Origin of the sequence: Kitasatospora sp. NPDC057940, assembly GCF_042887425.1 — a bacterium.
GTDB lineage: Bacteria > Actinomycetota > Actinomycetes > Streptomycetales > Streptomycetaceae > Kitasatospora.
On the sequence record NZ_JBHVPH010000016.1, the window covers coordinates 128,664 to 154,940 of the forward strand.

20 protein-coding genes are annotated in these 26,277 nt (G+C 73.1%); 8 read left to right on the forward strand and 12 right to left on the reverse strand.

Annotation, left to right across the window (positions count from 1 at the left end; translation table 11 throughout):
• Nucleotides 1-234 carry a hypothetical protein gene (locus ACFVTF_RS23585; protein WP_079135908.1) on the forward strand — a complete coding sequence of 78 codons (234 nt, stop codon included), beginning with the start codon at nucleotides 1-3 and terminating at the stop codon, nucleotides 232-234.
• Nucleotides 235-393: 159 nt separating this feature from the next.
• Here the strand turns inward: ACFVTF_RS23585 and pepN are convergent, their stop codons facing one another.
• Entirely contained in the window at nucleotides 394-2,976 is a 2,583-nt protein-coding gene (gene pepN / locus ACFVTF_RS23590) for an aminopeptidase N (protein ID WP_387816255.1), read from the reverse strand.
• Between the two features lie 165 nt (nucleotides 2,977-3,141).
• Nucleotides 3,142-4,842: a PQQ-binding-like beta-propeller repeat protein gene (locus ACFVTF_RS23595; protein WP_387816257.1), complete on the reverse strand. Its 1,701-nt coding sequence runs from the start codon at nucleotides 4,840-4,842 to the stop codon at nucleotides 3,142-3,144.
• Nucleotides 4,843-5,249: 407 nt separating this feature from the next.
• Between ACFVTF_RS23595 and ACFVTF_RS23600 the strand changes: the two genes are divergently transcribed.
• The 3 genes from ACFVTF_RS23600 (at nucleotide 5,250) to ACFVTF_RS23610 (ending at nucleotide 10,248) form a co-directional block, all read left to right on the forward strand.
• Nucleotides 5,250-6,428 (forward strand): ROK family protein, encoded by a 1,179-nt coding sequence (locus tag ACFVTF_RS23600; protein WP_387816259.1) that lies wholly within the window; start codon nucleotides 5,250-5,252, stop codon nucleotides 6,426-6,428.
• A gap of 245 nt (nucleotides 6,429-6,673) precedes the next feature.
• Complete coding sequence (gene dxs / locus ACFVTF_RS23605) at nucleotides 6,674-8,581, forward strand: 1-deoxy-D-xylulose-5-phosphate synthase (RefSeq protein ID WP_387816261.1); 1,908 nt, start codon at nucleotides 6,674-6,676, stop codon at nucleotides 8,579-8,581.
• Between the two features lie 137 nt (nucleotides 8,582-8,718).
• A complete protein-coding gene (locus ACFVTF_RS23610) occupies nucleotides 8,719-10,248 on the forward strand; it encodes an ArnT family glycosyltransferase (protein WP_371519210.1) in 1,530 nt (509 codons plus the stop codon).
• A gap of 73 nt (nucleotides 10,249-10,321) precedes the next feature.
• Here the strand turns inward: ACFVTF_RS23610 and ACFVTF_RS23615 are convergent, their stop codons facing one another.
• From ACFVTF_RS23615 to ACFVTF_RS23635, 5 genes are all read right to left on the reverse strand, one after another.
• Entirely contained in the window at nucleotides 10,322-12,451 is a 2,130-nt protein-coding gene (locus tag ACFVTF_RS23615) for a 3-hydroxyacyl-CoA dehydrogenase NAD-binding domain-containing protein (protein ID WP_387816263.1), read from the reverse strand.
• 2 nt (nucleotides 12,452-12,453) lie between these two features.
• Nucleotides 12,454-13,698 carry a thiolase family protein gene (locus ACFVTF_RS23620; protein WP_387816265.1) on the reverse strand — a complete coding sequence of 415 codons (1,245 nt, stop codon included), beginning with the start codon at nucleotides 13,696-13,698 and terminating at the stop codon, nucleotides 12,454-12,456.
• A gap of 238 nt (nucleotides 13,699-13,936) precedes the next feature.
• Nucleotides 13,937-15,181, reverse strand: coding sequence for a ribonuclease D (locus tag ACFVTF_RS23625; protein WP_371519214.1), 1,245 nt, complete (start codon nucleotides 15,179-15,181; stop codon nucleotides 13,937-13,939).
• A gap of 163 nt (nucleotides 15,182-15,344) precedes the next feature.
• Entirely contained in the window at nucleotides 15,345-16,079 is a 735-nt protein-coding gene (locus ACFVTF_RS23630; RefSeq protein ID WP_371519216.1) for a LuxR C-terminal-related transcriptional regulator, read from the reverse strand.
• A 320-nt stretch (nucleotides 16,080-16,399) separates the two neighbouring features.
• Nucleotides 16,400-17,062, reverse strand: coding sequence for a DUF3000 domain-containing protein (locus ACFVTF_RS23635; protein ID WP_387816267.1), 663 nt, complete (start codon nucleotides 17,060-17,062; stop codon nucleotides 16,400-16,402).
• A gap of 146 nt (nucleotides 17,063-17,208) precedes the next feature.
• Here ACFVTF_RS23635 and hemE point away from each other — a divergent pair, with 146 nt between their 5' ends.
• On the forward strand, nucleotides 17,209-18,312 hold the full coding sequence (hemE, locus tag ACFVTF_RS23640) for a uroporphyrinogen decarboxylase (RefSeq protein WP_371519217.1): 1,104 nt from the start codon (nucleotides 17,209-17,211) through the stop codon (nucleotides 18,310-18,312).
• 68 nt (nucleotides 18,313-18,380) lie between these two features.
• Here the strand turns inward: hemE and ACFVTF_RS23645 are convergent, their stop codons facing one another.
• The gene (locus ACFVTF_RS23645) at nucleotides 18,381-19,343 is read right to left on the reverse strand and encodes a DUF4349 domain-containing protein (protein WP_387816269.1); all 963 of its coding nucleotides are present in this window, start codon (nucleotides 19,341-19,343) and stop codon (nucleotides 18,381-18,383) included.
• 88 nt (nucleotides 19,344-19,431) lie between these two features.
• Complete coding sequence (locus tag ACFVTF_RS23650; RefSeq protein ID WP_387816271.1) at nucleotides 19,432-19,884, reverse strand: DUF523 domain-containing protein; 453 nt, start codon at nucleotides 19,882-19,884, stop codon at nucleotides 19,432-19,434.
• Between the two features lie 55 nt (nucleotides 19,885-19,939).
• On the opposite strand from ACFVTF_RS23650, the gene ACFVTF_RS23655 reads away from it, so the two are divergent.
• From ACFVTF_RS23655 to hemQ, 3 genes are read left to right on the forward strand one after another with little or no spacing between them, the layout of a single operon-like run.
• The gene (locus tag ACFVTF_RS23655; RefSeq protein WP_387816273.1) at nucleotides 19,940-20,512 is read left to right on the forward strand and encodes a Uma2 family endonuclease; all 573 of its coding nucleotides are present in this window, start codon (nucleotides 19,940-19,942) and stop codon (nucleotides 20,510-20,512) included.
• A gap of 34 nt (nucleotides 20,513-20,546) precedes the next feature.
• Nucleotides 20,547-21,980, forward strand: coding sequence for a protoporphyrinogen oxidase (gene hemG / locus ACFVTF_RS23660; RefSeq protein ID WP_387816275.1), 1,434 nt, complete (start codon nucleotides 20,547-20,549; stop codon nucleotides 21,978-21,980).
• Nucleotides 21,977-22,702, forward strand: a complete 726-nt coding sequence (hemQ, locus tag ACFVTF_RS23665) for a hydrogen peroxide-dependent heme synthase (protein ID WP_371519226.1) — start codon at nucleotides 21,977-21,979, stop codon at nucleotides 22,700-22,702. The genes hemG and hemQ overlap by 4 nt, the downstream gene beginning before the upstream one ends.
• A 52-nt stretch (nucleotides 22,703-22,754) precedes the next feature.
• Here the strand turns inward: hemQ and ACFVTF_RS23670 are convergent, their stop codons facing one another.
• From ACFVTF_RS23670 to ACFVTF_RS23680, 3 genes are all read right to left on the reverse strand, one after another.
• The gene (locus ACFVTF_RS23670; protein ID WP_387816277.1) at nucleotides 22,755-23,537 is read right to left on the reverse strand and encodes a TIGR04222 domain-containing membrane protein; all 783 of its coding nucleotides are present in this window, start codon (nucleotides 23,535-23,537) and stop codon (nucleotides 22,755-22,757) included.
• A 69-nt stretch (nucleotides 23,538-23,606) separates the two neighbouring features.
• On the reverse strand, nucleotides 23,607-24,701 hold the full coding sequence (locus ACFVTF_RS23675) for a TIGR04222 domain-containing membrane protein (RefSeq protein ID WP_387816279.1): 1,095 nt from the start codon (nucleotides 24,699-24,701) through the stop codon (nucleotides 23,607-23,609).
• Between the two features lie 40 nt (nucleotides 24,702-24,741).
• Nucleotides 24,742-26,055, reverse strand: coding sequence for a DUF692 domain-containing protein (locus ACFVTF_RS23680; RefSeq protein WP_387816281.1), 1,314 nt, complete (start codon nucleotides 26,053-26,055; stop codon nucleotides 24,742-24,744).
• Nucleotides 26,056-26,277: the final 222 nt, after the last annotated feature.

A 26,277-nucleotide genomic window follows, 5' to 3' on the forward strand; every position in this document is an offset into this window, starting at 1 on the left:
GTGGACAAGAGGAACGCTTTGCGAGCCGGCGCGGTCTCCGCAACGGTCACGCTGATGATGCTGCTGTCGTCGCCCGCCATGGCCCTCACCAGGGACGACGGCGACGACCCGGGTCCTGGCCTGAGCGTCGGCCAGACGATCGGCCTGTACGTGCTGATCCCGATCGCCGCCTTCGTGATCATCGCCGCCCTCGCGGGCCTGCCGTACGGCAAGGGCAAGGGCAAGAAGAAGTAACCACCGCGTCCACCAGGACCTGCACGACCCCGAAGGGGCACCGGAGATCTCCGGTGCCCCTTCAGGCGTTCCAGCACCTTGACGGCGCCCGACGGAGCCTGTCAGGACCCCGGTCGGGGTCCTGACAGGCGCCTCAGCAGGTCAGGCAGGTCAGGCAGGTCAGCGCCCGGCACCCGCCGCCCGGTCGACCGCCTGGGCCTTGAGCGCGCGCTCGATCCCGGCCCGGGCCTCGACGACCTGGCGCCGCAGCGCCGGGGCCGGCTCGGCCTCGGCCAGCCACGCGTCGGTCGCGTCCACGGTGGCCTGCGTGACCTGCAGCGCCGGGTACAGCCCGCCGATGATCTGCTGCGAGATCTCGTGGCTGCGGGTCTCCCACACCTCCTTGACGGCGGCGAAGTACTTGGCCGCGTACGGCGCGAGCAGCTCCCGCTGGTCGGACTGCTGGAAGCCCGCGATGGTCGCTTCCTGGACGTAGTTGGTCAGGGTGTCCGACTCGACGACGGCGGTCCAGGCCTCGGCCTTGGCCTCGGCGGTGGGCCGGGCGGCGCGGCAGGTGGCGGCGTGCTCCTGGCCGGCCGCGGTGTTGTCGCGGGCCAGCTCGGCCGTCACGGCGGCCTCGTCGGCGCGCCCGGTGGCGCAGAGCCGGGTGAGCAGGGTCCAGCGCAGCTCGGTGTCGACGGCGAGGCCCTTGATCTCGGCGGTGCCGTCGAGCAGGCCGGCGAGCAGGCCGAGCTGCCCGTCGGTGCGGGCGACGGAGGCGAGGGTGCGGGCCCAGGAGAGCTGGTGGTCGCTGCCGGGCTCGGCGGCGCGCAGGTGCTCCTCGGCGGCGGCGGCCCACTGGGCGAGGCCCTGCTCGCGCCAGTCGGGGTCGGTGTAGGCGTCGAGGGCGAGCCGCACCTGGCGCTGCACGGACTGCACGACGCCGATGTCGCTCTCCCGCCCGATGCCGGAGAGGGCGAGCGCCAGGTAGTCGCGGGCGGCGAGTTCGCCGTCGCGGGTCATGTCCCAGGCGGAGGCCCAGCACAGGGCGCGCGGCAGCGACTCGGTGAAGCCGCCGAGGTGCTCGGTGACGACGGCCATCGAGTCCTCGTCGAGCCGGATCTTGGCGTACGAGAGGTCGTCGTCGTTGAGCAGCACGACGGCCGGGCGGTGCCGGCCGACGAGCTCGGGCACCTCGGTGCGCGGGCCGTCGACGTCGAGCTCGATCCGGTCGGTGCGCACCAGTGCGCCGTCGGCGAGCTCGTACAGGCCGATGGCGATGCGGTGCGGGCGCAGCACGGCCTCGCCCTTGGCGCCGGCGGGCAGCGCGGGGGCCTCCTGGAGGACGGCGAAGGACTCGATCTCGCCGTCGGTGTTCAGCGTGATGGCGGGCCGCAGCACGTTGATGCCGGCGGTCTCCAGCCAGGCCTGGGACCAGGTCCGCAGGTCGCGGCCGCTGGCCTCCTCCAGGGCCCCGAGCAGGTCGGTGAGCCGGGTGTTGCCCCAGGCGTGGCGCTTGAAGTAGGCCTGCACGCCCTGGAAGAAGGCGTCCTGGCCGACGTACGCCACCAGCTGCTTGAGCACCGAGGCGCCCTTGGCGTAGGTGATGCCGTCGAAGTTGACCTGGACGTCCTCCAGGTCGTTGATGTCCGCCATGATCGGGTGGGTGGAGGGCAGCTGGTCCTGCCGGTAGGCCCAGGTCTTCATCTGGTTGGCGAACGTGGTCCAGGAGTGCGGCCACTTGGAGCCGGGGGCCTCGGCCTGGCAGACGGCCTCGGCGAAGGTGGCGAAGGACTCGTTGAGCCAGAGGTCGTTCCACCACTCCATGGTGACGAGGTCGCCGAACCACATGTGGGCGAGCTCGTGCAGGATCGTCGCCGCGCGGGCCTCGTAGGCGGCGTCGGTGACCTTGGAGCGGAACACGTACTGGTCGCGCAGGGTGACGGCGCCCGCGTTCTCCATCGCGCCGGCGTTGAACTCCGGGACGAACAGCTGGTCGTACTTGGCGAACGGGTAGGGGAAGTCGAACTTCTCCTGGAAGTAGTCGAAGCCCTGCTTGGTGACGGCGAAGATGTCCTCGGCGTCCAGGAACTCGCGCAGCGAGGGGCGGCAGTAGACGCCCAGCGGCACCTTCTGGTCGCCGTTCTCGTAGGTGTCGAAGACCCCGACGTACGGGCCGGCGACGAGCGCGGTGATGTAGCTGGAGATCCGGCCGGTGGGCTCGAACGTCCAGACCTGCGAGGCGCCCTCGCCGACCGGGGTCGGGGTGGGCGAGTTGGAGACCACGACCCAGCCGGTGGGGGCGGTCACGGTGAACGCGAACGCGGCCTTCAGGTCGGGCTGTTCGAAGGAGGCGAAGACGCGGCGGGCGTCCGGCACCTCGAACTGGGTGTACAGGTAGGTCTCGCCGTCGACCGGGTCGACGAACCGGTGCAGGCCCTCACCGGTGTTGGTGTAGGCGCAGTTGGCGACGACGCGCAGCTCGTTCTCGGCGGCCAGGTTCGGCAGCGGGATCCGGCTGTCGGCGAAGCTCTCCGGGTCGAGCGGCGCGCCGTTGAGGGTGATCTCCTCGACGCTCGGCGCGACGAGGTCGATGAACGTGTCCGCGCCGGGGGTCGTGGCCGTGAACCGGACCACGGTGGTGGACCGGAAGGTGCCTCCTTCGCGGGCCGAACTCAGGTCGAGCTCGATGTCGTACGCGTCCACGTGGAGGAGGTCGGCCCGGGTGCGGGCCTCCTCGCGGGTCAGGTTGGTGCCGGGCACTCGCTGCACTCCTTCGTCAGGCTGATGGGGCGAATCCTCCCATGACCCAACGGACGGGCTCCCGGAATAATCGCAGGCGGGGCGGGCCCGGACAGATCGCCCGTTCCCGCCCCGCCAGGACGAGCCCCGAGGGCCCGTGTTCGAGGAGTGCTCAGCCCCTCGGTGTCACTTCTTCCACTTGGTCAGCGGCGCGTCGGAGCTGCCGCGGCGGAAGGCGTACACGGCGCTGCCGTCGTTGGAGAGGACGTACTCGGACATGCTCATCCCGATGTCCAGGCCGTTGGGCATGGCCATGGTGCCGAGGTCGGTCATCGAGCCGTCGGCCGGCGAGAGCGTCACCAGCCGGGCGGGCTTGTTGTAGCCCTGGCTGACGATGGCGCGGACCTTGCCGTCCTTGTCGGTGCCGGACACCAGCCGGATGTCCTGGTTGGACGTGGCGCTGGCGGCGGACCAGATCCGCTTGCCGGTGGTCAGGTCGTACGCGTTGACGGCCGACTTGGCGCCGGTGATCTGGGCGTACAGGGTGGTGCCGCTGACCACGTTCTGGCTGTAGGCGTCGGACTGGCCGGACAGCCGCAGGCTGTCCGCGCCGGGCTCCTTGACCGACATCTGGTTGCCGGGCTTGTTGCCCTGGTCGAACGGCAGGATGTAGTCGCCGTTGGGGCCGCTGCTCATCAGCAGCACCAGCGGCTGGTCCTGGACGACCTTGTCGATCCGCTCGATGCTGCCGGTGAGGGGGATCGGCGTGCTGGCGGCCTTGCCGCTGTCGGCGTCCACGATGACCAGCTGCGACTTCGGGCCGGAGTTGCCGTAGCAGCGGTCGCTGACCGCGATCTGGCTGCCGGCCGCGCGGCCGTAGAGGCTGCAGTTCTTGTCGCGCGGCTGGAACTGCCAGGCCGCCGAGCCGTTGTCGATGTTCAGGCCGCCGACCACGTTGCCGCCGATGGCGACCACCTTGTCGGTGACGCTGAGCGTCGGCGAGGACATCCGGTCGGTGGAGACCTTGACGCTCCAGAGCAGCTTGCCCTGGCCGACGTCGACGGCGCCGATGGTGGAGCAGTCGCTGTCACCGGTGTTGAAGGAGACGGCGGCGATGTTCTTCGAGTTGGCCGAGTAGGAGGCGGTGCACACCTCCTTGCTGCCGGCCGGGACCGGGATGTTCCAGGCCTCCTTGCCGTCGGAGGTGTTGAACGCCCGGATGCCGGTGCTGTCGGCGCGCACCGCGACCTTGTCGCCGCCCCAGATGCCGAGCAGCTGCGAGCCGCTGTCCGCGTTGGCGGCCTTGGCGGCGTTCCAGGCGATGGTGTAGCCGGCCCCGCCGGTGTTGCCACCGGTGGTGCTGCCGCTCGTGCTGTCGGCGGTCGGGGCGTTGGTGACGGTGCCTCCGGACGTGGTGCCACCGGACGTGGTGGTGCCGCCGGAGCCGGCGTTCGGCGTGGGGTCGGGGTCGTTGCCCTTGAGGAGCACGACCAGCCCGGCGACGATGGCGATCGCCAGGACGCCGCCGATGATCCCGCCCCACAGCATCACGGGGTTGCGCTGCTTGGGCGCGGGGGGCATCGGCGCACCCGGGTAGTACCCGGGCTGCTGCTGCGGGTATCCGTAGCCGGCGCCGTAGGCCTGCCCGCCGTCCGGCGCGCCGTAGGCGCCACCGGGCATCGGGTCGTACGGGCCGACCGGCGCACCGGCCGGCGGCGGCGGAGCCTGGCCGGGGAAGGCGGGCGCGGTGGGCGCGTACGGCTGGTAGCCGGCACCGGCGGCGGGCGGCTGCACGGGCGGCTGCGCGGGCGGAGCCGGCGGCTGGGCCGGCGGCGGCCCGGCGGGCGAGGCCGGGCCCGGGATCGCCGCGCCGTCGAGCTGTGTCACCTGGTCCGCCACGGCGGCCGGATCCACGCCACCGGGCGGGCGCCCGAACGAGACGCCCCGATTGTCCTGCGGGCCGCTGCCCGGCACTGCGCCTGCCCCCGGCGTAGGGTGATCCCCTGCCATCTGATTCCCCGTCATTCCTGGAAGCGTCCCCCTGCCGATACCGCACCGCGGTCCGGGGGGACGCGTGAGATAGGGCACCATGCTAGTGGCGGGTGATTTTCGGTCGAACCCAGGACTCCGTCGGCCCGTTTCCGTCCGTTCCCCCGCCGCTTCCGGGCCCGCCACCGCCGGCCCCCGTCGTACCGCCCAGGCCCGATCAGCGCCGATCCGCGGCACAGGCCCTACCCTTCAGGAGTTGAAGGGGACGTCCCGGCGGAGGGGTCCCCGCCCTGGGAGGGTGGATCATGTCGACGGACACACCGGGCTCGCAGTCGTCCTTGCACCGGGCGAACCTGGAGCGGGTGCTGCGCGCGGTGCGGACGGCCGGTTCGCTGACCCAGGCCGAGATCGCCCGCGGCACCGGCCTGTCCGCGGCCACCGTCTCCAACATCGTGCGGGAGTTGAAGGAGAGCGGCACCGTCGTGGTCGCCGACACCTCCTCCGGCGGTCGGCGGGCGCGCAGCGTCTCGCTCAGCGGGGACGCGGGCATCGTGGTGGGCATCGACTTCGGCCACACCCACCTGCGGGTCGCGGTCGGCAACCTCGCGCACCGGGTGCTCGCCGAGGAGAGCGCCCCGATCGACGTGGACGTCTCCGCCGCGCAGGGCTTCGACCGGGCCGAGGCGATGGTGGAACGGCTGCTCCGGCAGGCCGGGTTCCGCCCGGAGAAGGTGATCGGCGTCGGTCTCGGCGTGCCCGGCCCGATCGACGTGGAGACCGGCGCGCTGGGCTCCACCGCGATCCTGCCCGGCTGGACGGGCATCGCCCCGGGCCGGGAGCTGGCCGAGCGGCTCGGCATGCCGGTGCACGTGGACAACGACGCCAACCTGGGCGCGCTCGGCGAACTGGTCTGGGGGGCCGGGCGGGGGCTGAGCGACCTCGCGTACATCAAGGTCGCCAGCGGGGTCGGCGCCGGACTGGTGGTCAACGGCCAGATCTACCGGGGGCCGGGCGGCACCGCCGGTGAGATCGGGCACATCACCCTGGACGAGGCCGGGCCGGTCTGCCGCTGCGGCAACCGCGGCTGCCTGGAGACCTTCGTGGGCTCCCGCTACCTGCTCTCCCTGCTGACCCCGACCCTCGGTCCGGACCTCGATCTTTCCCGGGTGGTCGAGCTGGCCCATCAGGGTGACCTCGGCTGCCGCCGGGTGATCGCCGACGCCGGCCGGCAGATCGGCACCGGCGTCGCCACCCTGTGCAACCTGCTCAACCCGCGCCGGGTGATCCTCGGCGGCGACCTCGCCGAGGCCGGTGAGCTGGTGCTCTCCCCGATCCGCGACTCGGTGGCCCGCTACGCCATCCCGAGCGCCGCCCGCCAGCTCTCGGTGGTCCCCGGCACGCTGGGCGGCCGGGCCGAGGTGCTCGGCGCGCTGGCCCTGGTGATGAGCGAGATGGGGGAGTCCGGGGCGCTGGGGCGCGGCTGAGCCGCCGCGGCCCGGGTCGTTCCCGAACACCCGTTCGTCAATCCAGGGTGACGCGCGACCCCCGGGCCGACCTCCGGGAATGGCGGTAACGGGTCGGTGGCACCGGGCGCGCCGCTCGGCGTCCGGCAAGCGGACATTAGACTCGACCGGTCGGCACCGGCCGCGACCGCCGGCCCGCCGCCAGACCGGGCAGCGACGCCCGTCGGACCGCCCGCGGTCCGCGAACACTGAACGAGGAGGAACGGGTGGCCCTGCTGACCCGCATTCGGGGACCGCGTGATCTCGACCGGCTCACGCCGGGACAGCTGGCCGCACTGGCCCAGGAGATCCGGACCTTCCTGGTGACCGAGGTCGCCAAGACGGGCGGCCACCTCGGCCCCAACCTCGGCGTGGTGGAGCTCACCATCGCGCTGCACCGGGTCTTCGACTCGCCGCGCGACCGCATCCTCTTCGACACCGGCCACCAGAGCTACGTCCACAAGCTGCTCACCGGCCGCCAGGACTTCTCGATGCTGCGGATGAAGGGCGGCCTGTCCGGCTACCCGTCCCGCGCCGAGTCCGAGCACGACGTGATCGAGAACTCGCACGCCTCCACCGTGCTCTCCTACGCCGACGGCCTGGCCAAGGCCAACAAGATCCTCGGCAAGCCGGACCCGGTCGTCGCGGTCATCGGCGACGGCGCGCTCACCGGCGGCATGGCCTGGGAGGCGCTCAACAACATCGCCGACGCGAAGGACCGCCCGCTGGTCATCGTCGTCAACGACAACGAGCGCTCCTACTCGCCGACCATCGGCGGCCTGGCCAACCACCTCGCCACCCTGCGCACCACCCAGGGCTACGAGCGCTTCCTCTCCTGGGGCAAGGACGCGCTGCAGCGCACCCCGGTGGTCGGCCAGCAGCTGTTCGAGACGCTGCACGGCGCCAAGAAGGGCCTCAAGGACTTCATCGCCCCGCAGGGCATGTTCGAGGACCTCGGCCTGAAGTACATCGGCCCGATCGACGGCCACGACCTGACCGCCCTGGAGTCCGCGCTGACCAAGGCGCGCGGCTTCGGCGGCCCGGTGATCGTGCACTGCCTCACCGAGAAGGGCCGCGGCTACCACGCCGCGGAGAACAACGACGAGGACCGCTTCCACGCGGTCGGCAAGATCCACCCGGAGACCGGCCTGCCGATCAAGAACGCCGGCGGCCGGAGCTGGACCTCGGTCTTCGCCGAGGAGATGGTCGCGCTCGGCCACGAGCGGGACGACATCGTCGGCATCACCGCCGCCATGCTCCACCCGGTCGGCCTCGCGCCCTTCGCCGAGGCCTTCCCGGACCGCATCTTCGACGTCGGCATCGCCGAGCAGCACGCCGTCACCAGCGCCGCCGGCCTGGCCACCAACGGCCTGCACCCGGTCTTCGCGGTCTACGCGACCTTCCTGAACCGGGCCTTCGACCAGGTCCTGATGGACGTCGCCCTGCACAAGCTGGGCGTCACCTTCGTGCTCGACCGGGCCGGCGTCACCGGCGACGACGGCGCCTCGCACAACGGCATGTGGGACATGTCGATGCTGCAGATCGTCCCGACCCTGCGGCTGGCCGCCCCGCGCGACGCCGACCAGGTCCGCGCCCAGCTGCGCGAGGCCGTCGAGGTCAAGGACGCCCCGACCGTGGTCCGCTACTCCAAGGGCACCGTCGGCCCGGCCGTCCCGGCGGTCGGCCGGATCGGCGGCATGGACGTGCTGCGCGCCGCCGAGGAGCCGGGCGGCACGCACCGCGCGGACGTGCTGGTCGTCTCGGTCGGCGCGATGGCCGCCACCAGCCTGGAGGTCGCGGACCTGCTGGCCGCCCAGGGCATCACCGCCACCGTGGTGGACCCGCGCTGGGTCAAGCCGGTGGACGCCGCCCTGCCGGGCCTGGCGGCCGAGCACCGGGTGGTCGTCACGATCGAGGACAACGGCCGGGTGGGCGGTGTCGGTGCCGCGGTGGCGCAGGCGCTGCGCGACGCGGACGTGGATCTGCCGGTGCGCGACTTCGGGATTCCGCAGGAGTTCCTGGACCACGCGAGCCGGAACGAGATCCTGGCCGAGATCGGCCTGAACGCCCCGGACATCGCCCGAAAGGTGACGGCCCTGGTCGCCAGCCTGGACGGGGCTCGGGTCGAGGCCTGAGAACGGGCCCGGAACGCGTTCCACCGACGACTGTTCGTCGTAACTTCGTAACAGTTCGTCACGAAACAAGCTGACAATCGCACCGAAAGGCGGGACCGGCGCCGCCCGCGCCGATCCCGCCCGGTAGGTTGTCATCCGTGCCCACCCCCACCCGCTTCCGCTTCGCCGGACTGGCCGAGCGCCTGCCCGAGCGCGTCCGTACCCACGTGCAGACCGGGTACTGGACGAGGCTGGTGCCGGTGCTCGCACTGGTCGCACTGCTCACCCACATCCCGTCCTTCGCCCGGCCCGTCTGGAGCCCCGACGAGGGGTTCCTGGCCACCCAGGCCCGGATGCTGGCCGACGGCGGAGTGCTGTACGACACCGTGGTGGACCGCAAGCCGCCGTTGCTCCCCTGGCTCTACCAGGCCTGCTTCACGATCTTCGGCTCCGCCTCGCTGTGGCCGCTGCGCACCCTGGCGGTGGGCGCCCACCTGGTCACCGCGATCCTGCTGGCGTCCATCGCCCGCGGCCGCTGGGGCAACCGGGCCGGGGCCGGCGCGGGGCTGCTCTACCTGCTGGTCTCCATCGGGCTCTCCCCGGAGGACACCCAGGCGGCGACCTTCGAGGTCTTCATGCTGCCCGCCATGGTGGCCGCGTTCCGGTACGCCGAGCGCCGCCGCTGGCTGGCCGCGGGCATCGCGGTGGCGCTCTGCTCGCTGACCAAGCAGACCGGCGGCGCGGTGCTGCTGCCGGTGCTCTGGATGCTGTTCCAGGACGCCCGCCGGCGCGGGGTGCGCTGGCCGCCCGCCCTGTTCAAGATCGGCTTCGGCTTCATCCTGCCGATAGCGCTGGTCGCGGTCATCCTGACCAAGCCCAAGGGCTTCCTGTTCTGGGTGGTCACCGGCAGCGGGGACTACGCCTCCTTCGGCGGCGCCTGGCTCCAGATGATCGGCCGCGCGCTCGGCAACTCGGCCATCCTGGTCGCGGCCGGGCTGGGCTTCCTGCTCCCGGTCGGGCGCCGGCTCTGGCTCAAGCACCGCCACCGGCCGCTGCCCGTCGCCGGGGAGGAGCACGGCTCCACCGGGGACCTGTGGGTCTGGCTGGCCTCCTCGGTCGTCGCGGTCAGCGTGGGCTTCCACTTCTTCGGCCACTACTACCTCCAGCTGATCCCCCCGCTGGTGCTGCTGGGCACCGGGGCGGTGGCCACCTCGGCGGTCCGCTGGAAGCCCGTCCTGGTGTACACCACGGTCGCCTCGACGGTCTTCTGGGCGCTGGCCCTGGCCTGGCCGGGGGAGCGGCTCAACCGCACCACCGAGGTCGCCACCGCGGTCGCCGCCCAGACCACCCCCAAGGACACCGTCCTGGTCTGGGGCATGCACCCCGAGCTGTACTGGCTGGCCGACCGCAAGCCCGCCACCCGCTACCTGACCGCCGGCTTCCTGACCAACTACAGCGGCGGCAAGGACGGCAACGCCAACGTGGGCGAGCAGTTCAGCGTCAGCAACGCCTGGCAGACCTTCGACAAGGAGCTCGCCGACAACCTGCCCGAGGTCGTGGTGGACGACTCCGGCATCGCCCCGTACCAGCCGGTGCTGGTCCCGCGGATCGAGAACCTGCTGGACACCCACTACGAGATGGTCGGCGTCTTCGCCGACACCGTGGTCTACCGCCTCAAGAAGAGCTGACCGCCCCCGCACACGCCGGAGCCCCGGTGACCGTCCAGGTCACCGGGGCTCCGGCGTGCGGTGGCGCTGCGCGTTACGCGGGCACCGAGGCCACGCCGGGGGCGAGGAAGCGCTTGCCGTTCACCCGCTCCGAGACGCCCTCACGGTCCAGGTACGGGGTGATCCCGCCCAGGTGGAAGGGCCAGCCGGCGCCGGTGATCATGCAGAGGTCGATGTCCTGCGCCTCGGCGACGACACCCTCCTCCAGCATCAGGCCGATCTCCTGGGCCACGGCCTCCAGGGAGCGGTTCAGGACCTGCTCCTCGGTCAGCACGGTGTCGCCGAAGGACAGCAGCTCCAGCACCTCGGGGTCGAGGACCTGCTTGCCGTCCACCCAGGTGTAGAAGCCGCGCTTGCCGGCCTTGACCACCTTGCCGAGGTTCTCGGAGACGGCGAACCGCTCCGGGAACGCGCCGTGCAGGGTCTCCGAGACGTGCAGCGCGATGGCCGGGCCGACCAGCTCCAGCAGCACGATCGGGGACATCGGCAGGCCGAGCGGCTCGACGCCCTTCTCGACGGTGGCGATCGGGGTGCCCTCGTCGATGATGGTCTGGATCTCGCCCATGAAGCGGGTCAGGATCCGGTTCACCACGAACGCCGGGGCGTCCTTGACCAGCACCGAGGTCTTCTTCAGCTTCTTCGAGACGCCGAAGGCGGTGGCCAGCGAGGCGTCGTCGGTCTGCTCGCCGCGGACGATCTCCAGCAGCGGCAGGATCGCGACCGGGTTGAAGAAGTGGAAGCCGACGACCCGCTCGGGGTGCTTCAGCTTCGAGGCCATCTCGGTGACCGACAGCGAGGAGGTGTTGGTCGCCAGCACGCAGGTCGGCGAGACCACGTTCTCCAGGTCCGCGAAGACGGTCTGCTTGACGCCCATCTCCTCGAACACGGCCTCGATCACGAAGTCCGCGTCGCCGAAGGCGGCGGCCTTGTCGAGCGAGCCGCTGACCAGGCCCTTGAGACGGTTGGCCTTGTCCTGGCCGATCCGGCCCTTGCCGAGCAGCTTGTCGATCTCGGCGTGGACGTAGCCGACGCCCTTGTCGACGCGCTCCTGGTCGATGTCGGTGAGGACCACCGGCACCTCCAGACGGCGGGCGAACAGCAGCGCCAGCTGCGAGGCCATCAGACCGGCGCCGACGACGCCGACCTTGTTGACCTGGCGGGCCAGCGACTTGTCCGGCGCGCCGACCGGGCGCTTGGCCCGGCGCTGCACCAGGTTGAAGGCGTAGATGCCGCTGCGCAGCTCGCCGCTCATGATGAGGTCGGCCAGGGCCGCGTCCTCGGCGTCGAAGCCGGCCTGGAGGTCGGAGTCCTTGACCTGCTGGATGATGTCCAGCGCCTTGTAGGCGGCCGGCGCGGCGCCGTGCACCTTGGCGTCGGCGACCAGGCGGCCCCAGGCGACGGCGTCGTCCCAGGCCTTGCCGCGGTCGATCTCCTCGCGCTCGACGATGACGTCGCCCTTGAGGACCTTGGCGGCCCACAGCAGCGACTGCTCCAGGAAGTCGGCCGGCTCGAAGATCGCGTCGGCGATCCCCAGCTCGAACACGTCCTTGCCCTTGAGCTGCTTGTTCTGGTTCATCGAGTTCTCGATGATGACCTTGATCGCCTTCGAGGGGCCGATCAGGTTCGGCAGCAGGGTGCAGCCGCCCCAGCCGGGGACGAGGCCCAGGAAGACCTCCGGCAGCGAGAACGCCGGGACGCCCGCGCTGACCGTGCGGTAGGTGGCGTGCAGGCCGACCTCGACGCCGCCGCCCATCGCCGCGCCGTTGTAGAAGGCGAAGGAGGGGACGGGCAGCGCGGCGATCCGCTTGAAGACCTCGTGGCCGCCCTTGCCGATGGCCAGCGCGTCCGCGTGCTCCTGGAGCAGCTCGACGCCCTTGAGGTCGGCGCCGACCGCGAAGATGAACGGCTTGCCGGTGACGGCGACGGCGACGACCTTGCCCTCGGCGGCCTCGGCCTCGACCTGGTCCAGCGCGGCGGACAGCTTCAGCAGCGAGCCCGGGCCGAAGGTGGTCGGCTTGGTGTGGTCGAAGCCGTTGTCCAGGGTGATCAGGGCCAGCTTGCCGGCCTGCAGCGGCAGGTCCAGGTGGCGCACGTGCGCGGTCGTGACGACCTCGCCGGGGAACAGCTCGGCGCCGTGCTGCAGCAGCTCAGTGGTGCTCGTCATGTTCACTTACCACCCTTGAGCTCGGACGACTTTTCCGATCCGCTCCAGTGCGGGTTCTCCCAGATGACGGTCCCGCCCATGCCGAAGCCGATGCACATCGTGGTGAGGCCGTAGCGGACGTCCGGGCGCTGCTCGAAGCGGCGGGCCAGCTGGTTCATCAGGCGCACGCCGGAGGAGGCCAGCGGGTGGCCGAAGGCGATCGCGCCGCCGTACGGGTTGACCCGCTCGTCGTCGTCCGCGATGCCGTAGTGGTCGAGGAAGGACAGCACCTGGACGGCGAAGGCCTCGTTGACCTCGAAGGCCTGGATGTCGTCGATGGTCAGACCGGCCTTGGCCAGCGCCTTCTCGGTGGCCGGCACCGGGCCGATGCCCATGACCTCGGGCTCCACGCCCGCGAAGGCGTAGGAGACCAGGCGCATCTTGACCGGGAGGCCGAGCTCCTCGGCGACGTCCTCGGCGGCCAGCAGCGAGGCGGTGGCGCCGTCGTTGAGGCCGGCCGAGTTGCCCGCGGTGATGTTGCCGTGCGGGCGGAAGGGGGTCTTCAGGCCGGCCAGGCTCTCCATCGTGGTGCCCGGGCGCATCGGCTCGTCCACGGTGGCCAGGCCCCAGCCGGTCTCGCCGACCTCGGGGTTGGTGTTGCGGATCGAGATCGGCACCAGGTCGGGCTGGATGTCGCCGTTGGCGTACGCCTTGGCGGCCTTCTCCTGCGAGCGCACGGCGTAGGCGTCGCAGCGCTCCTTGGTCAGGTGCGGGAACCGGTCGTGCAGGTTCTCCGCCGTCATGCCCATGAACAGGGCGGACTCGTCGACCAGCTTCTCGGAGACGAAGCGCGGGTTCGGGTCGACGCCCTCGCCCATCGGGTGGCGGCCCATGTGCTCGACGCCGCCGGCCACGACCACGTCGTACGCGCCGAAGGCGATGCCGCCGGCGGTGGCGGTCACGGCCGTGAGCGCACCGGCGCACATGCGGTCGATCGAGTAGCCGGGGACGGACTTGGGCAGGCCGGACAGCAGGGCGGCGGTGCGCCCGATGGTCAGACCCTGGTCGCCGATCTGCGTGGTGGCCGCGATGGCGACCTCGTCGATGCGCTCGACGGGCAGGTTCGGGTTACGGCGCACGAGCTCCCGGATGCACTTGACGACCAGGTCGTCGGCGCGCGTCTCGTGGTAGATGCCCTTCGGGCCGGCCTTGCCGAACGGGGTGCGGACGCCATCGACGAAGACGACGTCCCTCACGGTACGAGGCACGGGGGCTCTCCTCCCAGGGACCAACATTTGAGGTGGGCAGGCTGCCGCCGGTGAAGACCCGAGCGGCGCCGCTTCACCGTCATGCTACCGGTCGGTAACCAGCCTGCCCAGGCCTCACGGAGGGTTCACCCCGTGTGTCCCGCGACACGTCCGACCGGCGGAGTTCGAAAGACGGACCCCGAATGCGCCGAAGGGGGCACCGTCACAAGGACGGCACCCCCTCCGGACACGCTCCAGGTCAGTCCTGGGCGGCCGCGGCCTCGGCGAACGCGGTGGCCACCACCGGCGCCACCAGGTCGACCTGCCACTGCCGGGCGCCGAGCCGGCGCAGCGCGGCGGCCACGCCCTCGGCGGCCGGATCGGCCGGCGGCTCCCAGGAGACCCGGCGCACCAGGTCCGGGGTGATCAGGTTCTCGGCCGGCAGGTTGTGCCGCTCGGCGAGGTCCGCGACCGCGGCGCGCGCCCCGGACAGCCGGGCGGCGGCCACCGGGTCCTTCTCGGCCCAGGCCCGCGGCGGCGGCGGGCCGTCGTGCGGCGCGGAGGCCGGCGGCAGCTGGTTCTCCGGGACCTCCCGGCCCCGCTGGACGGCCGCCAGCCACTGCTCCAACTGGCGCCGGTGCACCCGCGGCCCGAAGCCCTGGACGCCCTGCAGCGCGGCGATGTTCAGCGGCATGGCCAGCGCGGCGTTGACGATCGCGGCGTCCGAGAGCACCCGGCCCGGCGAGACGTCGCGCTCCTGCGCCAGCCGGTCCCGGGCCAGCCACAGCTCGCGCACCACGGCCAGCTGGCGGCGCCGGCGGACCTTGTGCAGCTGCGAGGTGCGGCGCCACGGGTCGGTGCGCGGAGCCGGGCGCGGTGCGGCGGCGATCGCCGCGAACTCCTCCAGGGCCCAGCCGAGCTTGCCCTGGGCGTCCAGCTCCTGTTCGAGTGCGTCGCGCAGCTCGACCAGCACCTCGACGTCCAGAGCGGCGTAGCGCAGCCACGGCTCGGGCAGCGGGCGGGTGGACCAGTCGACCGCGGAGTGCTCCTTGGCCAGGCTCAGCCCGAGCACGCTCTCGGTCATCGGCCCGAGGCCGACCCGGGCGAAGCCGGCGATCCGCCCGGCCAGCTCGGTGTCGAACAGCTGCCGGGGTCTCATGCCGACCTCGGCCAGGCAGGGCAGGTCCTGGGTGGCCGCGTGCACCACCCATTCGGTGTCGGCGAGGGCATCGCCCAGGCCGCTGAGGTCGGGGCAGGCGATCGGGTCGATCAGCGCACTGCCGGCGCCCGCACGGCGCAGCTGAATGAGGTACGCGCGCTGCCCGTAGCGGTAGCCGGAGGCCCGCTCGGCATCGACGGCGACCGGTCCGGTGCCCCCGGCGAAGGCGGCGACGGTGGCGGCCAGCGCCTGCTCGTCCGCCACGACGGGCGGGATCCCCTCCTTCGGTTCGAGGAGCGGGACCGGGGCTGCTTCTTCTGGGATGGCTGCTACGGCGTCGGTCACCCACCAAGGGTACGACGGTCCTCGCGGCCGGGAGTGTTGTCGGACTGGTCAGACCGGGTCCGTGACTATGCCACGGGGCCCGGGCGGTGGCCGAGGAGCACGGCTACGGCGGCCGAGGAGGAAACGTTCCTCCTCGACCGCCGTGGCGGGGCCGTCCGAGGACTCAGTGGATGATGCCGGTGCGCAGCGCGACCGCGACCATCCCGGCACGGTCGCCGGTGCCCAGCTTGCGGGCGATCCGGGCGAGGTGGCTCTTGACGGTCAGCGCGGACAGGCCCATCGCCACCCCGATCGCCTTGTTCGACTGTCCTTCGGCGACCAGCCGCAGCACCTCGACCTCACGGCCCGACAGCTCGCGGTAGGCGGACTGCTGCGTGCCCGGCGCACCCGGAGCGCCGGGGGCTCCATGGGGTCCGTGGGCGCCCGGCGCACCCACGGCGCCCGGCATGCCCGGCATGCCGGGGCGGCGCATCCGGCCGGCCAGCCCGGCGGCGCCGAGCGGCAGGCCCGGGCGGCCGGGCATCGCCACGTTGGTGCGGGTGCCCGTGACGACGTATCCCTTGACGCCGCCGGCCAGCGCGCTGCGGACGGCGCCGATGTCGTCGGCGGCGGACAGGGCCAGGCCGTTGGGCCAGCCCGCGGCGCGGGTCTCGGCCAGGATGGTCAGGCCGGAGCCGTCCGGCAGGTGTACGTCGGCGACACAGATGTCGCGCGGAGTGGAGACCCGGGGGCGGGCCTCGGCGATCGAGGACACCTCGATCACGTCCCGGACGCCGAGCGCCCACAGGTGACGGGTGACGGTGTTTCGGACACGGGGATCGGCGATGACCACCATGGCGGTGGGCTTGGTCGGCCGGTAGGCGACCACGTTTGCGGGGTGCTCAAGAAGGACCGACACCAGGCCTCCTGCGGGGAGTGGCGGACGGAACCCCGAGGGGGCGGTCGGAGTGTTCCGCGTTCGGAAAGGGTCACAGTCTGCTTCGGCAGCTACCGTGCCCGGCTTTAGCGAAAGATCACGATCTAGTGAGTAACAATACGGACAAATCGCGCATATGAGTGATGCGACCCGTCCTGAATTCGCACAAAATCGATCAGATCTGGTGCTGATCGGTCGGTTTCAACCGGTTAATTGACCCAGAGCGGGTTCGAAGTCACACTCCGTCAGTCCTGGGGGTGGCATCGGGGCGGCCGGGGCCGCCCGGCCCGGGGCGCCACTCCTCAGTGCGAACGAGGACGCCGCCGCGCGGGCATCGGGACCACCCCACCGAGTGACGGCACATCGGCCGGCGCCTGCGGGGCCGGCGCGGTCGGCGGCAGGCCGGCGCTGATGCACAGCAGGTCCCCCCAGGCCGCCAGGTGCCGCTCGAACCGGCCGTCGGCCGGCGTCCAGGAGGCCCGGATCTCGATCTCGGTCGAGGACGGGCGGTCCGCCAGCCCGCCGAAGTACTGCGAGGCGCAGTGGCTCACCGTGCCGGACGGCTCCGCGTACCCGGCCCCGTGCGCCTGCAGCGAGTCCAGCAGCCAGGCCCAGCCGACCTCCGAGAGCATCGGGTCGCCGGCCATCTCCGGCTCCAGCTCCGCCCGGGTCATCGTCACCACCCGGAACTCCCCGTTCCAGGCCTCCTGCCCGGCCGGGTCGTACAGCAGCACCAGCCGGCCGTCCGCCAGCTCCTCGCCGTCCACCTCCACCGAGGCGGTCACCGCGAACGCGTGCGGGGCCAGCCGGCGCGGGGCCGGCGCGGGGGAGAGCTGGATCTCGGGCCGCAGACGTGCTCCGTCGAGGGCCTCCACGGCGGCCCGGAACTCGCTCGGAGCCCCCTCCCGACCTGTTCCGCCACCTGCTCCGCCACCCTGCGCGGGGTGCCCGCCGACCGCTGCCATGACCCGAAGACTAGGTCGAAAACCGCGGTTAAGGCCGCAACTTCCGTCCGAGCGGCGTGCCGGAACGGCAAACCCGGCCAGATCTTGGAGGAACCGACGAGGCCGCCCGGGAGGAGCGCCCCGAGGCGCATGCGAAGATTTGGACCGTGAGCGAGACTACGGCAGACACCACGGCGGCCACCCCCGACGGCAGGCCCACCCCCGCGCGCCGCGGCGCCGCGCACGACTCCGCGTTCCTGCGCGCCTGCCGGCACGAGCCCGTGCCGCACACCCCGGTGTGGTTCATGCGCCAGGCCGGCCGCTCGCTGCCGGAGTACCTGAAGGTCCGCGAGGGCATCCCCATGCTGGAGTCCTGCATGCGGCCCGAGCTGGTCAAGGAGATCACTCTCCAGCCGGTCCGCCGGCACAAGGTGGACGCGGCGATCTTCTTCAGCGACATCGTGGTGCCGCTCAAGGCCGTCGGCATCGACGTCGAGATCAAGCCCAACGTCGGCCCGGTCATCGCCGACCCGATCCGCACCGCCGAGGACCTCAAGCGGCTGCGCCCGCTGGAGCCCGACGACGTCCCCTACATCACCGAGGCCGTCGGCCTGCTGGTGGACGAACTCGGCGAGACCCCGCTGATCGGCTTCGCCGGCGCCCCCTACACGCTGGCCAGCTACCTGGTCGAGGGCGGCCCGTCCAAGAACCACGAGCGCACCAAGGCCATGATGTACGGGCAGCCCGAGCTGTGGGCCGCCCTGGTCGACCGGCTCGCCGACATCACCTCCACCTTCCTGAAGGTGCAGATCGAGGCCGGCGCCTCGGCCGTCCAGCTCTTCGACTCCTGGGTCGGCTCGCTCGCCCCCGACGACTACCGCCGCTCGGTCATGCCGTCCAGCACCAAGGTCTTCGACGCCGTCGCCTCCTACGGCGTGCCGCGGATCCACTTCGGCGTCGGCACCGGTGAGCTCCTCGGCCTGATGGGCCAGGCCGGCGCGGACATCGTCGGCGTCGACTGGCGGGTGCCGCTGAACGTCGCGGCCGAGCGCGTCGGCCCCGGCAAGGGCCTCCAGGGCAACCTCGACCCGGCCGTGCTGTTCGCCCCCACCAAGGTCGTCGAGACCAAGGCCCGCGAGGTGCTGCACGCCGCCCAGGCCCTCGGCACCAGCGGCCACATCTTCAACCTCGGCCACGGCGTCCTGCCGTCCATGGACCCGGACGCCCTCTCCCGCCTCGTCGCCTTCGTCCACGAGGCCAGCGCCCGCTGACCCCGGCGGCGGGCCCCCTCCCGACCGGGAGGGGGCCCGCCGTGTTCCGGTCCTCGCCCGGTCGTCGCTCAGTCCTCCGCGGGACCTTCCTGCGGCCCGGACTCCGGGGGCAGCGCGGCCGCCGGGCGGCGCCGGCGCCACAGCCGGTACACCAGCGCCGCCGGGGCGCCCAGCACCAGCAGGAACGGCGCCACCGCCGCGAGCCCCACCGCCAGGGCGCGCACGATCGCCACCAGCACGTGCCAGCCGCCGCCCAGCGCGGAGCCGACCGACGCCCCGAAGCCCTCGCCGCCGCCCTTCGGCGGTCCCGGGGTGGGCGTCGGCGAGGCGGCCGCACGGCGCACGTCCAGCGTGACGGTCGAGAGCGAGGTCTTGCCGGCCAGCTCCTTCTGCTGCTTCTGCAGCGACTCCAGGTCGGCCTCCCGGCGGCTCAACTCGGCCTCCAGCGTGGTCACCTCGCCCAGCGACTTCGCCTGCCCCATCAGCGCCCGCACCCGCTCCACGCTCGCCTGCTGGGTCTGCACCCGGCTCGCCACGTCCGCGACCTGCTGGGTCAGATCGTCCGCCTGGCTCCTGCGGGACACCACCTGGCCCAGCGCGGCCAGCTGGTCCAGCGTCTGCTGGTAGGCGGCGGAGGGGATCCTCAGCGTCAGCTGGCCGCCCGCCTCGCCCCCCGCCGTGCTCCCCGGCCCGCCCTCCACCGCGCCGGAGACCGACTCGGCGCCGACGTAGCCGCCCGCGGCCGCCGTCAACTCCCGGGCCTTCGCCAGCACCTGGGCGACATCCCCGGTCCGCAGCGTCAACTGCGCGGTGTACGCGATCAGCCGGTTGTCCGCGACCGGCTGGGCGCTCGCCCCCGCCGCCGGCGCCGTCCCGGCGGCGCTCGGCGCGGCCGCCGGTGCCGCCGGGGCGACGGCGTCCGCCTTCGCCGCCTCCCCCGCCCGGCCCGCACCGTCGGCGCTGCACGCCCCGACCAGCAGCACGCCCGCGGTCGCTACCGCCAGCGCCCCCGCCCCTGCCCGTCTCCCCATTCCGAAGCCCTCCCCAAGTCCGCTGTGAGATCTCCCCATTGGACGAAGGAACGCCCCGAGCGGACCCCGCCGGAAGGTCGCGACTCGATCACAGCTCGGCGGCGGACCGGACAACCTCGACGCCCGCCCGCCGCAGCAGCGCCGCCGTCACCCCGTCCCCGGGACGCAGCTCCCCGGTGAACGTCCCGTCGTACACCCGCCCGCAGCCGCAGGACGGGCTGCGCGCCATCAGCACCGCCCGCCGCGCCCCCGCGGCCTCGGCCGCCGCCAGCGCCGCCCGGGCCCCGGCCACGAACTCCGCCGTACAGTCCGCGCCCGTCGCGTCCACCACCCGGGCCCGGCCGTCCAGCACGTCCGCGCCGTCCCCGCCGACGATCTCCGCCGGCGGGCGCGGGGTCGGCAGCCCGCCGGCCCCCTCCGGGCACACCACCACCGCCCGCCCCGCCTCGACCAGCTCCACCACGTCCGGCGAGGTCTTCGCCCGCCCGTCGTACCGGCACGGCACCCCGGCCAGACACGCACTCACCACGATCGGTTCCATAGCACACAGCCTAGGCAGCGGCTCGAAGGGCCTCGGAACTCGCTATCTTGGGAGCATGAGCGAGCTGCCGGACTGGATGTACGCGCCCAGAGACGAGGGCTGGTTTGCCGATGACCTCGACCACCTGCCGCAGGCGCCGCGGCACACCGAACTGATCGATGGAGCACTGGTCTTCATGATGTCTCCGCAGCGCTGGTGGCACGGTGAAGTTGTGGACAACCTGAAGATGGCGCTGATTCCCCAGGTCCCGGAAGGGGCCAGGGTCGGGCGGGAGATGTCGATCAAGCTCGACAGGCGGAACCGTCCTGAGCCGGACGTTCTCGTCGTCAAGGCCAATTTCGAGAGAAAGCGCACGCAGTTCACTCCCGATGAAGTCTTGCTCGTCATCGAGGTCGTCTCGCCCGAGTCCGTAGACCGTGACCGTTTCGTCAAGGTCCGCAAGTATGCCGAGGCAGGGATCCCGCACTACTGGATCGTCGAGGAGGAGGAGGGCGGTCGGCCGGCTGTACACGTCTACGAGCTGGACCAGGCGACCTCTGCGTACGTGCCCGCCGGGATCTTCCGGGAGGCGTTGGAGCGCCCGGTGCCGTTTCCGATCATGATCGATCTGAACGCGCTGGCGGATTGAGGGCCCGGTGTAAAGACCTGCGAGACTGCGAGGCATGTCGGATGCACAGGTCGTCGTCGTCGGTGGTGGGATCGCGGGGCTGGCTGCGGCCGCTTTTCTGAGCGGGGCCGCCGGGGGGCCGGTGCGGGCGCGGGTGACGCTGCTGGAGGCGTCGGAGCGGGTCGGCGGGAAGCTGCGGGGCGGCGAGGTCGGCGGGGTCCGGGTGGACCTGGGGGCCGAGTCGATGCTCGCGCGGCGGCCGGAGGCGGTGGAGCTGGCGCGGGCGGTCGGGCTGGGCGAGGAACTGGAGCCGCCGACCACCGCGAAGGCCTCGATCTGGACGCGGGGCGCGCTGCGCCCGCTGCCGGGCGGGCAGGTGATGGGCGTCCCGGGCGATCTGGACGCGCTGGCGGCCTCCGGGGTGCTCACCGCCGAGGGGCTGGAGCGGGCCCGGCACGAGGGCGCCACCGAGGTCGGGGACGACGTGGCGATCGGCCGCTACGTCGCCGACCGGCTGGGCCAGGAGGTGGTGGACCGGCTGGTCGAGCCGCTGCTGGGCGGCGTCTACGCCGGGCGGGCCGACGAGATCTCGCTGCGCGCCGCCGTGCCGCAGCTGCTGGCGATCGCGCGGGGCGGCGGCTCCCTGGTCGACGGGGTGCACGAGCTGGCCTCGCGGCCGAAGGTGGTCGGCACCCCGGTGTTCCAGGGCCTGCGCGGCGGGCTCGGCACCCTGCCGGAGGCCGTCGCCGCCGCCTGCCGGAAGGCGGGCGTGGACCTGCGCACCGGTACGTCGGTGGACGGGCTGCGCCGCACCCCCGGGGGCTGGCGGGTGGTGACCGGCGACGGCGAGGTGCTGCACGCGGACGCCGTGGTGCTGGCCGTCCCGGCGCCGGCCGCGGCCCGGCTGCTGCGCGCGGACGCGCCGGCGGCCGCCGCCGAGCTGGACGCCGTCGAGTACGCGGGCATGGCGCTGGTGACCCTGGCGTTCCGCCGGGCCGACCTGGCGGAGCTGCCGGCCGGCAGCGGGTTCCTGGTGCCGCCGGTGGACGGGCGGCGGATCAAGGCGTCGACCTTCTCCTCCAACAAGTGGGGCTGGCTGGAGCGTTCCGCCCCGGACGCGTTCCTGCTGCGCACCTCGCTGGGCCGCTACCGCGAGGAGGAGGCGCTGGAGCTGCCGGACGAGGAGCTGGTGGCCCGGTCGCTGGCGGACCTCGGGGAGGCGATCGGCCTGACCGCCCGGCCGTACGACACCGCCGTCTCGCGCTTCCGGGCGGGCCTGCCGCAGTACCCGGTGGGCCACCTGGACCGGGTGGCCCGGGTCCGGGCGGCGGCCGCCGGGGTGGGGGGACTGGCGCTGTGCGGCGCCGCGTACGACGGGGTCGGCATTCCGGCCTGCATCGGCTCGGCGGCCGCCGCGGTGGCGGCCCTCGACAAACTGTTGACCCCGGCAACCGGGGAAGGTTCCACGGAGAGGACAATGGGCGCATGACTGAGACCGTTGAGCGGCAGCCGGAGCAGCAGCCCGAGAAGAAGAAGGCGCGCGACCTGAACCAGGTCATCCGCTACACCATGTGGTCGGTGTTCAAGCTCAAGGGCACGCTGCCCGAGGACCGCACGGCGCTGGCCGCCGAGGTCGACGAGCTGTTCGCCCAGCTGGCCGCGAAGGACGTGACGGTGCGCGGCACGTACGACGTGTCCGGTCTGCGCGCGGACGCCGACCTCATGGTCTGGTGGCACGCCGAGGACTCGGACGACCTTCAGGAGGCGTACAACCGCTTCCGCCGCACCGGCCTGGGCCGCCAGCTGGAGCCGGTCTGGTCCAACATGGCGCTGCACCGCCCCGCCGAGTTCAACAAGTCGCACATCCCGGCGTTCCTCGCCGACGAGCGCGCGCGCGACTACGTCTGCGTGTACCCGTTCGTCCGCTCCTACGAGTGGTACCTGCTGCCGGACGCCGAGCGGCGCGCGATGCTCGCCGAGCACGGCCAGATGGCCCGCGGCTACCCGGACGTGCGGGCCAACACGGTGGCCTCGTTCGCGCTCGGCGACTACGAGTGGCTGCTCGCCTTCGAGGCGGACGAGCTGCACCGCATCGTCGACCTGATGCGCGACCTGCGCCCCTCCCGGGCCCGGCTGCACGTCCGCGAGGAGGTGCCGTTCTTCACCGGCCGCCGCAAGCCGCTCAGCGAACTGCTCAACGGCCTGGCCTGAGTTCCGCGGTATCGGTGAACGGGGTCCGCTTCGGCGGGCCCCGTTTCGCGTGTCACGTCCGGTGGGGGCGGAGGGCGGCGCGCAGGCGGGGGTCGGGGAGGACGGCGGGGCCGTTCATGGCGACGGCGGTGAGCAGTTCGCGCTCCTCGTCGTCGGCGAGGCCGTGCTGGCGGGCCGGGCGGACCTCGCGCAGCACCTCCTGGCCGACCGGGGACGCCCAGCGGGTGTAGGGGTAGACGTCGACCCGGGCCATCAGCAGGGTGCCCGAGGTGAGCACCAGCGGCAGCGAGAACCAGGCGAGCGGGGCGACGGTGTCACCGCCGGTGAAGCCGGTGAGGGTCAGCGCGGCGGCCAGCAGGAGGAGCGTCAGCAGCAGTGCGTGCCGCACCTGCCGGACCACCAGGACGGTGCTGCGCTGGACCAGGGCCGGGGTGGCCAGGCCGGCCAGCGAGAGCCGGGCGCCGATCTCCAGGACGGTCGGGTGCTCGGCCATCGACCGGCGCAGCCCGTCGGTGCGGCACTGGCCGTCGGGGCCGACGGTCACGATGACCGCGCGCTCCAGGCGGCTGCGGCCCCGGGGGTCGACCACCGTGGTCCAGCCGGTGTGGGCCAGGTGCAGCCGGCCCCGGCCGGCCATCAGGACGAGGGCGAGTTCGACCACCCGGTCCGGGCCGCCCGCCAGGTAGGCCGTCTCGTACAGCCCGATCCCGACGGCCTCGGGCGGGCGCAGGCCGTCCGCCTCGGCCAGGGCGTCGGCGGTGGCGGTCGTCCGGACGAGCCGGAGACACGAGAGGACCGCCGCGACGCACGCCGGTATCAGGAACAGCAACCACATGGGCTTGTTGTATGCCTGGGCTGACGGCGCGGGGAACGGCTTCCCGGACCGCGATACCGAACTGTGACGTCAGGAGCCGCAGCCGCCGCCGCCACCGCAGCTCGACGAGGACGACCCGCAACTGGAGGAGGAGGACCCGCAGCTCGACGAGGAGGAGCCGCAACTGCTGGAGCCGGAGCCGCAGCCGGAGGACGAGGATCCGCAGCTGCTGCTGCTTCCCCCGCAGCCGGAGGAGCCGGAGTGGGAGGAGCCGCACCAGGCCGTGGAGCCCCCGCAGGAGGACCCGGACGAGCTGCACGAGCTGGGGGGAAAGCTGCTGGAGGAGCCCGTCGAGGAGGAGGCGTAGGAGCTCGCGGCGGCCGACTTCATCGCCTCGTCCTGGGCGGCTGCGGCCAGCATCGCGGACTGCAGCTCGTCGTCCTCCAGCCCGGCGGCGGCCAGCCCGCCGAGCGCGAGGGCGCCCAGCAGCGCGCCGCCGGTCATCTTCGGCGACAGGCCGGTGCTCGGCGTCCACGGCGTGCCGACCTTCATCAGGGAGAGCTGGCGCCGCCCGGCCGGGGTGATCCGGCCCTTGGCCGGCCAGGTGACGAGCAGGCTGATCACGCCGAAGACCAGGAGCACCACGGGGACCCACGGCGCGGGGCGGTCGGAGCCGGCGCCGCCGTCGTCCAGCACGTAGGCGAGGACGGTCGAGACGGCGACGCCGAGCAGCGCGAGCCAGAGCAGCCGCCGGGCGGTGCGGGCCCGCCGCAGCCGCTCGGGGTGGCGCATCAGGCCGCGGTCGGCGAGCCGGTCGCCGATCTCCTGCACGGCGGCGGAGCGCATCACGGCCCGGCGCAGCGGGGCGAGTTCACGGCTGCGGCCCGGGCCGACGGCGTCCAGGACGGCCTGGTCGACGGCGTCGTACGGCTTGTGCCCGGTGAGGGTGACCAGGCCGGCGCGGCTGATCACGGCCCGCTCGGAGAGGTGCATCCGGATCAGGGCGGTGTCGAAGACCCGGCCGGGGCCGCCGGACAGGAAGGCGGTGTCCATCAGCGGCAGGCCGCGGCCCGGCAGGCCCTGGACGCGCGGGACGTGGCCGACCCGCTGCTTGGTCCGGGACGCGTACAGCGAGGCCGCCACCAGCAGGACGGCGGGGATAACGAAGTAGGTGTTGTGCCACATGGGCGGGTTCCCCCCGAAGGTGTGCGGTGAAGACGGGTGCTCAGCGCCGCAGGGCTCGGCGCAGACGGGCGAACGCGCCGGGCGGCGGCTCGGCGGCCGGGTGGAGCCACTGCTCCAGGGACCGGCGGTGCTCGGCGGCGAGCGGGCCGCCGTCGGCGAGCGCCCAGGCGGCGAAGGCCCGGGCGTCGGCGCGGTAGCCGCCGGTCTGCGGGTGCCGGCGGGCGTAGTCGAGGAACAGCGGCCCGTACGGCCGGCCGAGCAGGCGGGGCAGTTCGGGGGCCACCTTGGCGACGGTGTCCCGCCGTTTGGTGGCCAGGCCGGTGGACTGGGCGCGGACCTGGTCCGGGTCGAAGCCGGGCGGGACGGGCCCGCCGGCCACCAGGGCGGCGAGCAGGTCCGCCTGGCGCCGCGCCAGCCGGGCGCGGGTGCCGCTCGGGCACGCGCCCGCCGCGGTCTCCCGGGGCTCGGCGCGGGGGGCGGGTGGGGCCGTCCGCGGGGTGCTCCCCTCCAGCACCCGGCGGATGGCGTCCAGTTCGCCGGCCAGCTCGCTGGGCGGCGGGAAGTCGGCGTCCCGTTCCAGCAGGACGCCGGGTGGTGCGACCCGTGCGCAGAGTTCGGCCAGGACCTCCAGCACCGGTTCGGTGACGGGGTGGGCGTGGGTGTCGTGCCAGACGCCGTCGACCAGGGTGCCGCCGGCGACGTGGACGTAGGCGAGCGCCTCCAGCGGCAGGCGGTCCAGTTCGGCGGCCGGGTCGATGCCGAGGTTGACCCGGTTGGTGTGCAGGTTGGCGACGTCGATCAGCAGCCGGACGCCGGTCCGCTCGACCAGCTCGGCGAGGAACTGCCCCTCGGTCAGCTCGTCGTCGGGCCAGGCCAGCTGGGCGGCGATGTTCTCCAGGGCGAGCGGCACCGGGAGCTGGTCCTGGGCGATCCGGACGTTCTCGGCGATCACCCGCAGCGAGTCCCGGGTGCGGGGGACGGGCAGCAGGTGGCCGGCCTCCAGGCCGCCGGCCCGGACGAACGCCAGGTGTTCGGTGACCAGGGGGGAGTCGAGGGCGAGCGCCGCCCCGGCGAGCTCGGCGAGTCGGGCGGGGTCGGGCAGGTCGGCGCCGCCGAGGCCGAGCGCCACGCCGTGCGGGACGACGGTGACGCCGCGGGCGCGCAGGACCGTCAGGGACTCGGGCAGGTGGTCGGCGCAGATGTTCTCGGCGACCACCTCGACCCAGTCCAGGCCGGGTTGGCGTTCGACGACGGTGTCGATCTCGCTGCGCCAGCCGAGGCCGACGCCGAGGCGGGGCGCGCCGTCCCGCGCCGGGGTGGCGGAGCCGGGCAGGTCCAGGGCAGGGGAGGTCATCGGTGCGCCCCCTTTCGGAGGGCCGGGTGGGGAGGCCGCCGGGTGGTGCGGGCTTCGTCGCCAGGACCGCGCGGCCGTGTTGCTGAGGATGTCCCCGGGTGGGGCGACTGCCAAGCCCCGCCCGGTCTTCTCAGAGCATTATTTGAGCTTGCCGTTGCGGGGGTGAGGGACTTTGGTCCCGAGCCGGGGCCGTCGCCGCAGGTGAGGCGCACCGGCGAGGGG

Bases quoted from the DNA above. Each gene is read 5' to 3' on its own strand.
- ACFVTF_RS23655 (WP_387816273.1), top strand. From the start codon at position 19,940: ATGAGCGAGCTGCCGGACTGGATGTACGCGCCCAGAGACGAGGGCTGG.
- ACFVTF_RS23615 (WP_387816263.1), bottom strand. From the start codon at position 12,451: ATGACGAGCACCACTGAGCTGCTGCAGCACGGCGCCGAGCTGTTCCCC.
- ACFVTF_RS23675 (WP_387816279.1), bottom strand. From the start codon at position 24,701: ATGTGGCACAACACCTACTTCGTTATCCCCGCCGTCCTGCTGGTGGCG.
- ACFVTF_RS23600 (WP_387816259.1), top strand. From the start codon at position 5,250: ATGTCGACGGACACACCGGGCTCGCAGTCGTCCTTGCACCGGGCGAAC.
- ACFVTF_RS23670 (WP_387816277.1), bottom strand. From the start codon at position 23,537: ATGTGGTTGCTGTTCCTGATACCGGCGTGCGTCGCGGCGGTCCTCTCG.
- hemG (WP_387816275.1), top strand. From the start codon at position 20,547: ATGTCGGATGCACAGGTCGTCGTCGTCGGTGGTGGGATCGCGGGGCTG.
- hemQ (WP_371519226.1), top strand. From the start codon at position 21,977: ATGACTGAGACCGTTGAGCGGCAGCCGGAGCAGCAGCCCGAGAAGAAG.
- ACFVTF_RS23635 (WP_387816267.1), bottom strand. From the start codon at position 17,062: ATGGCAGCGGTCGGCGGGCACCCCGCGCAGGGTGGCGGAGCAGGTGGC.
- ACFVTF_RS23645 (WP_387816269.1), bottom strand. From the start codon at position 19,343: ATGGGGAGACGGGCAGGGGCGGGGGCGCTGGCGGTAGCGACCGCGGGC.
- ACFVTF_RS23650 (WP_387816271.1), bottom strand. From the start codon at position 19,884: ATGGAACCGATCGTGGTGAGTGCGTGTCTGGCCGGGGTGCCGTGCCGG.
- ACFVTF_RS23680 (WP_387816281.1), bottom strand. From the start codon at position 26,055: ATGACCTCCCCTGCCCTGGACCTGCCCGGCTCCGCCACCCCGGCGCGG.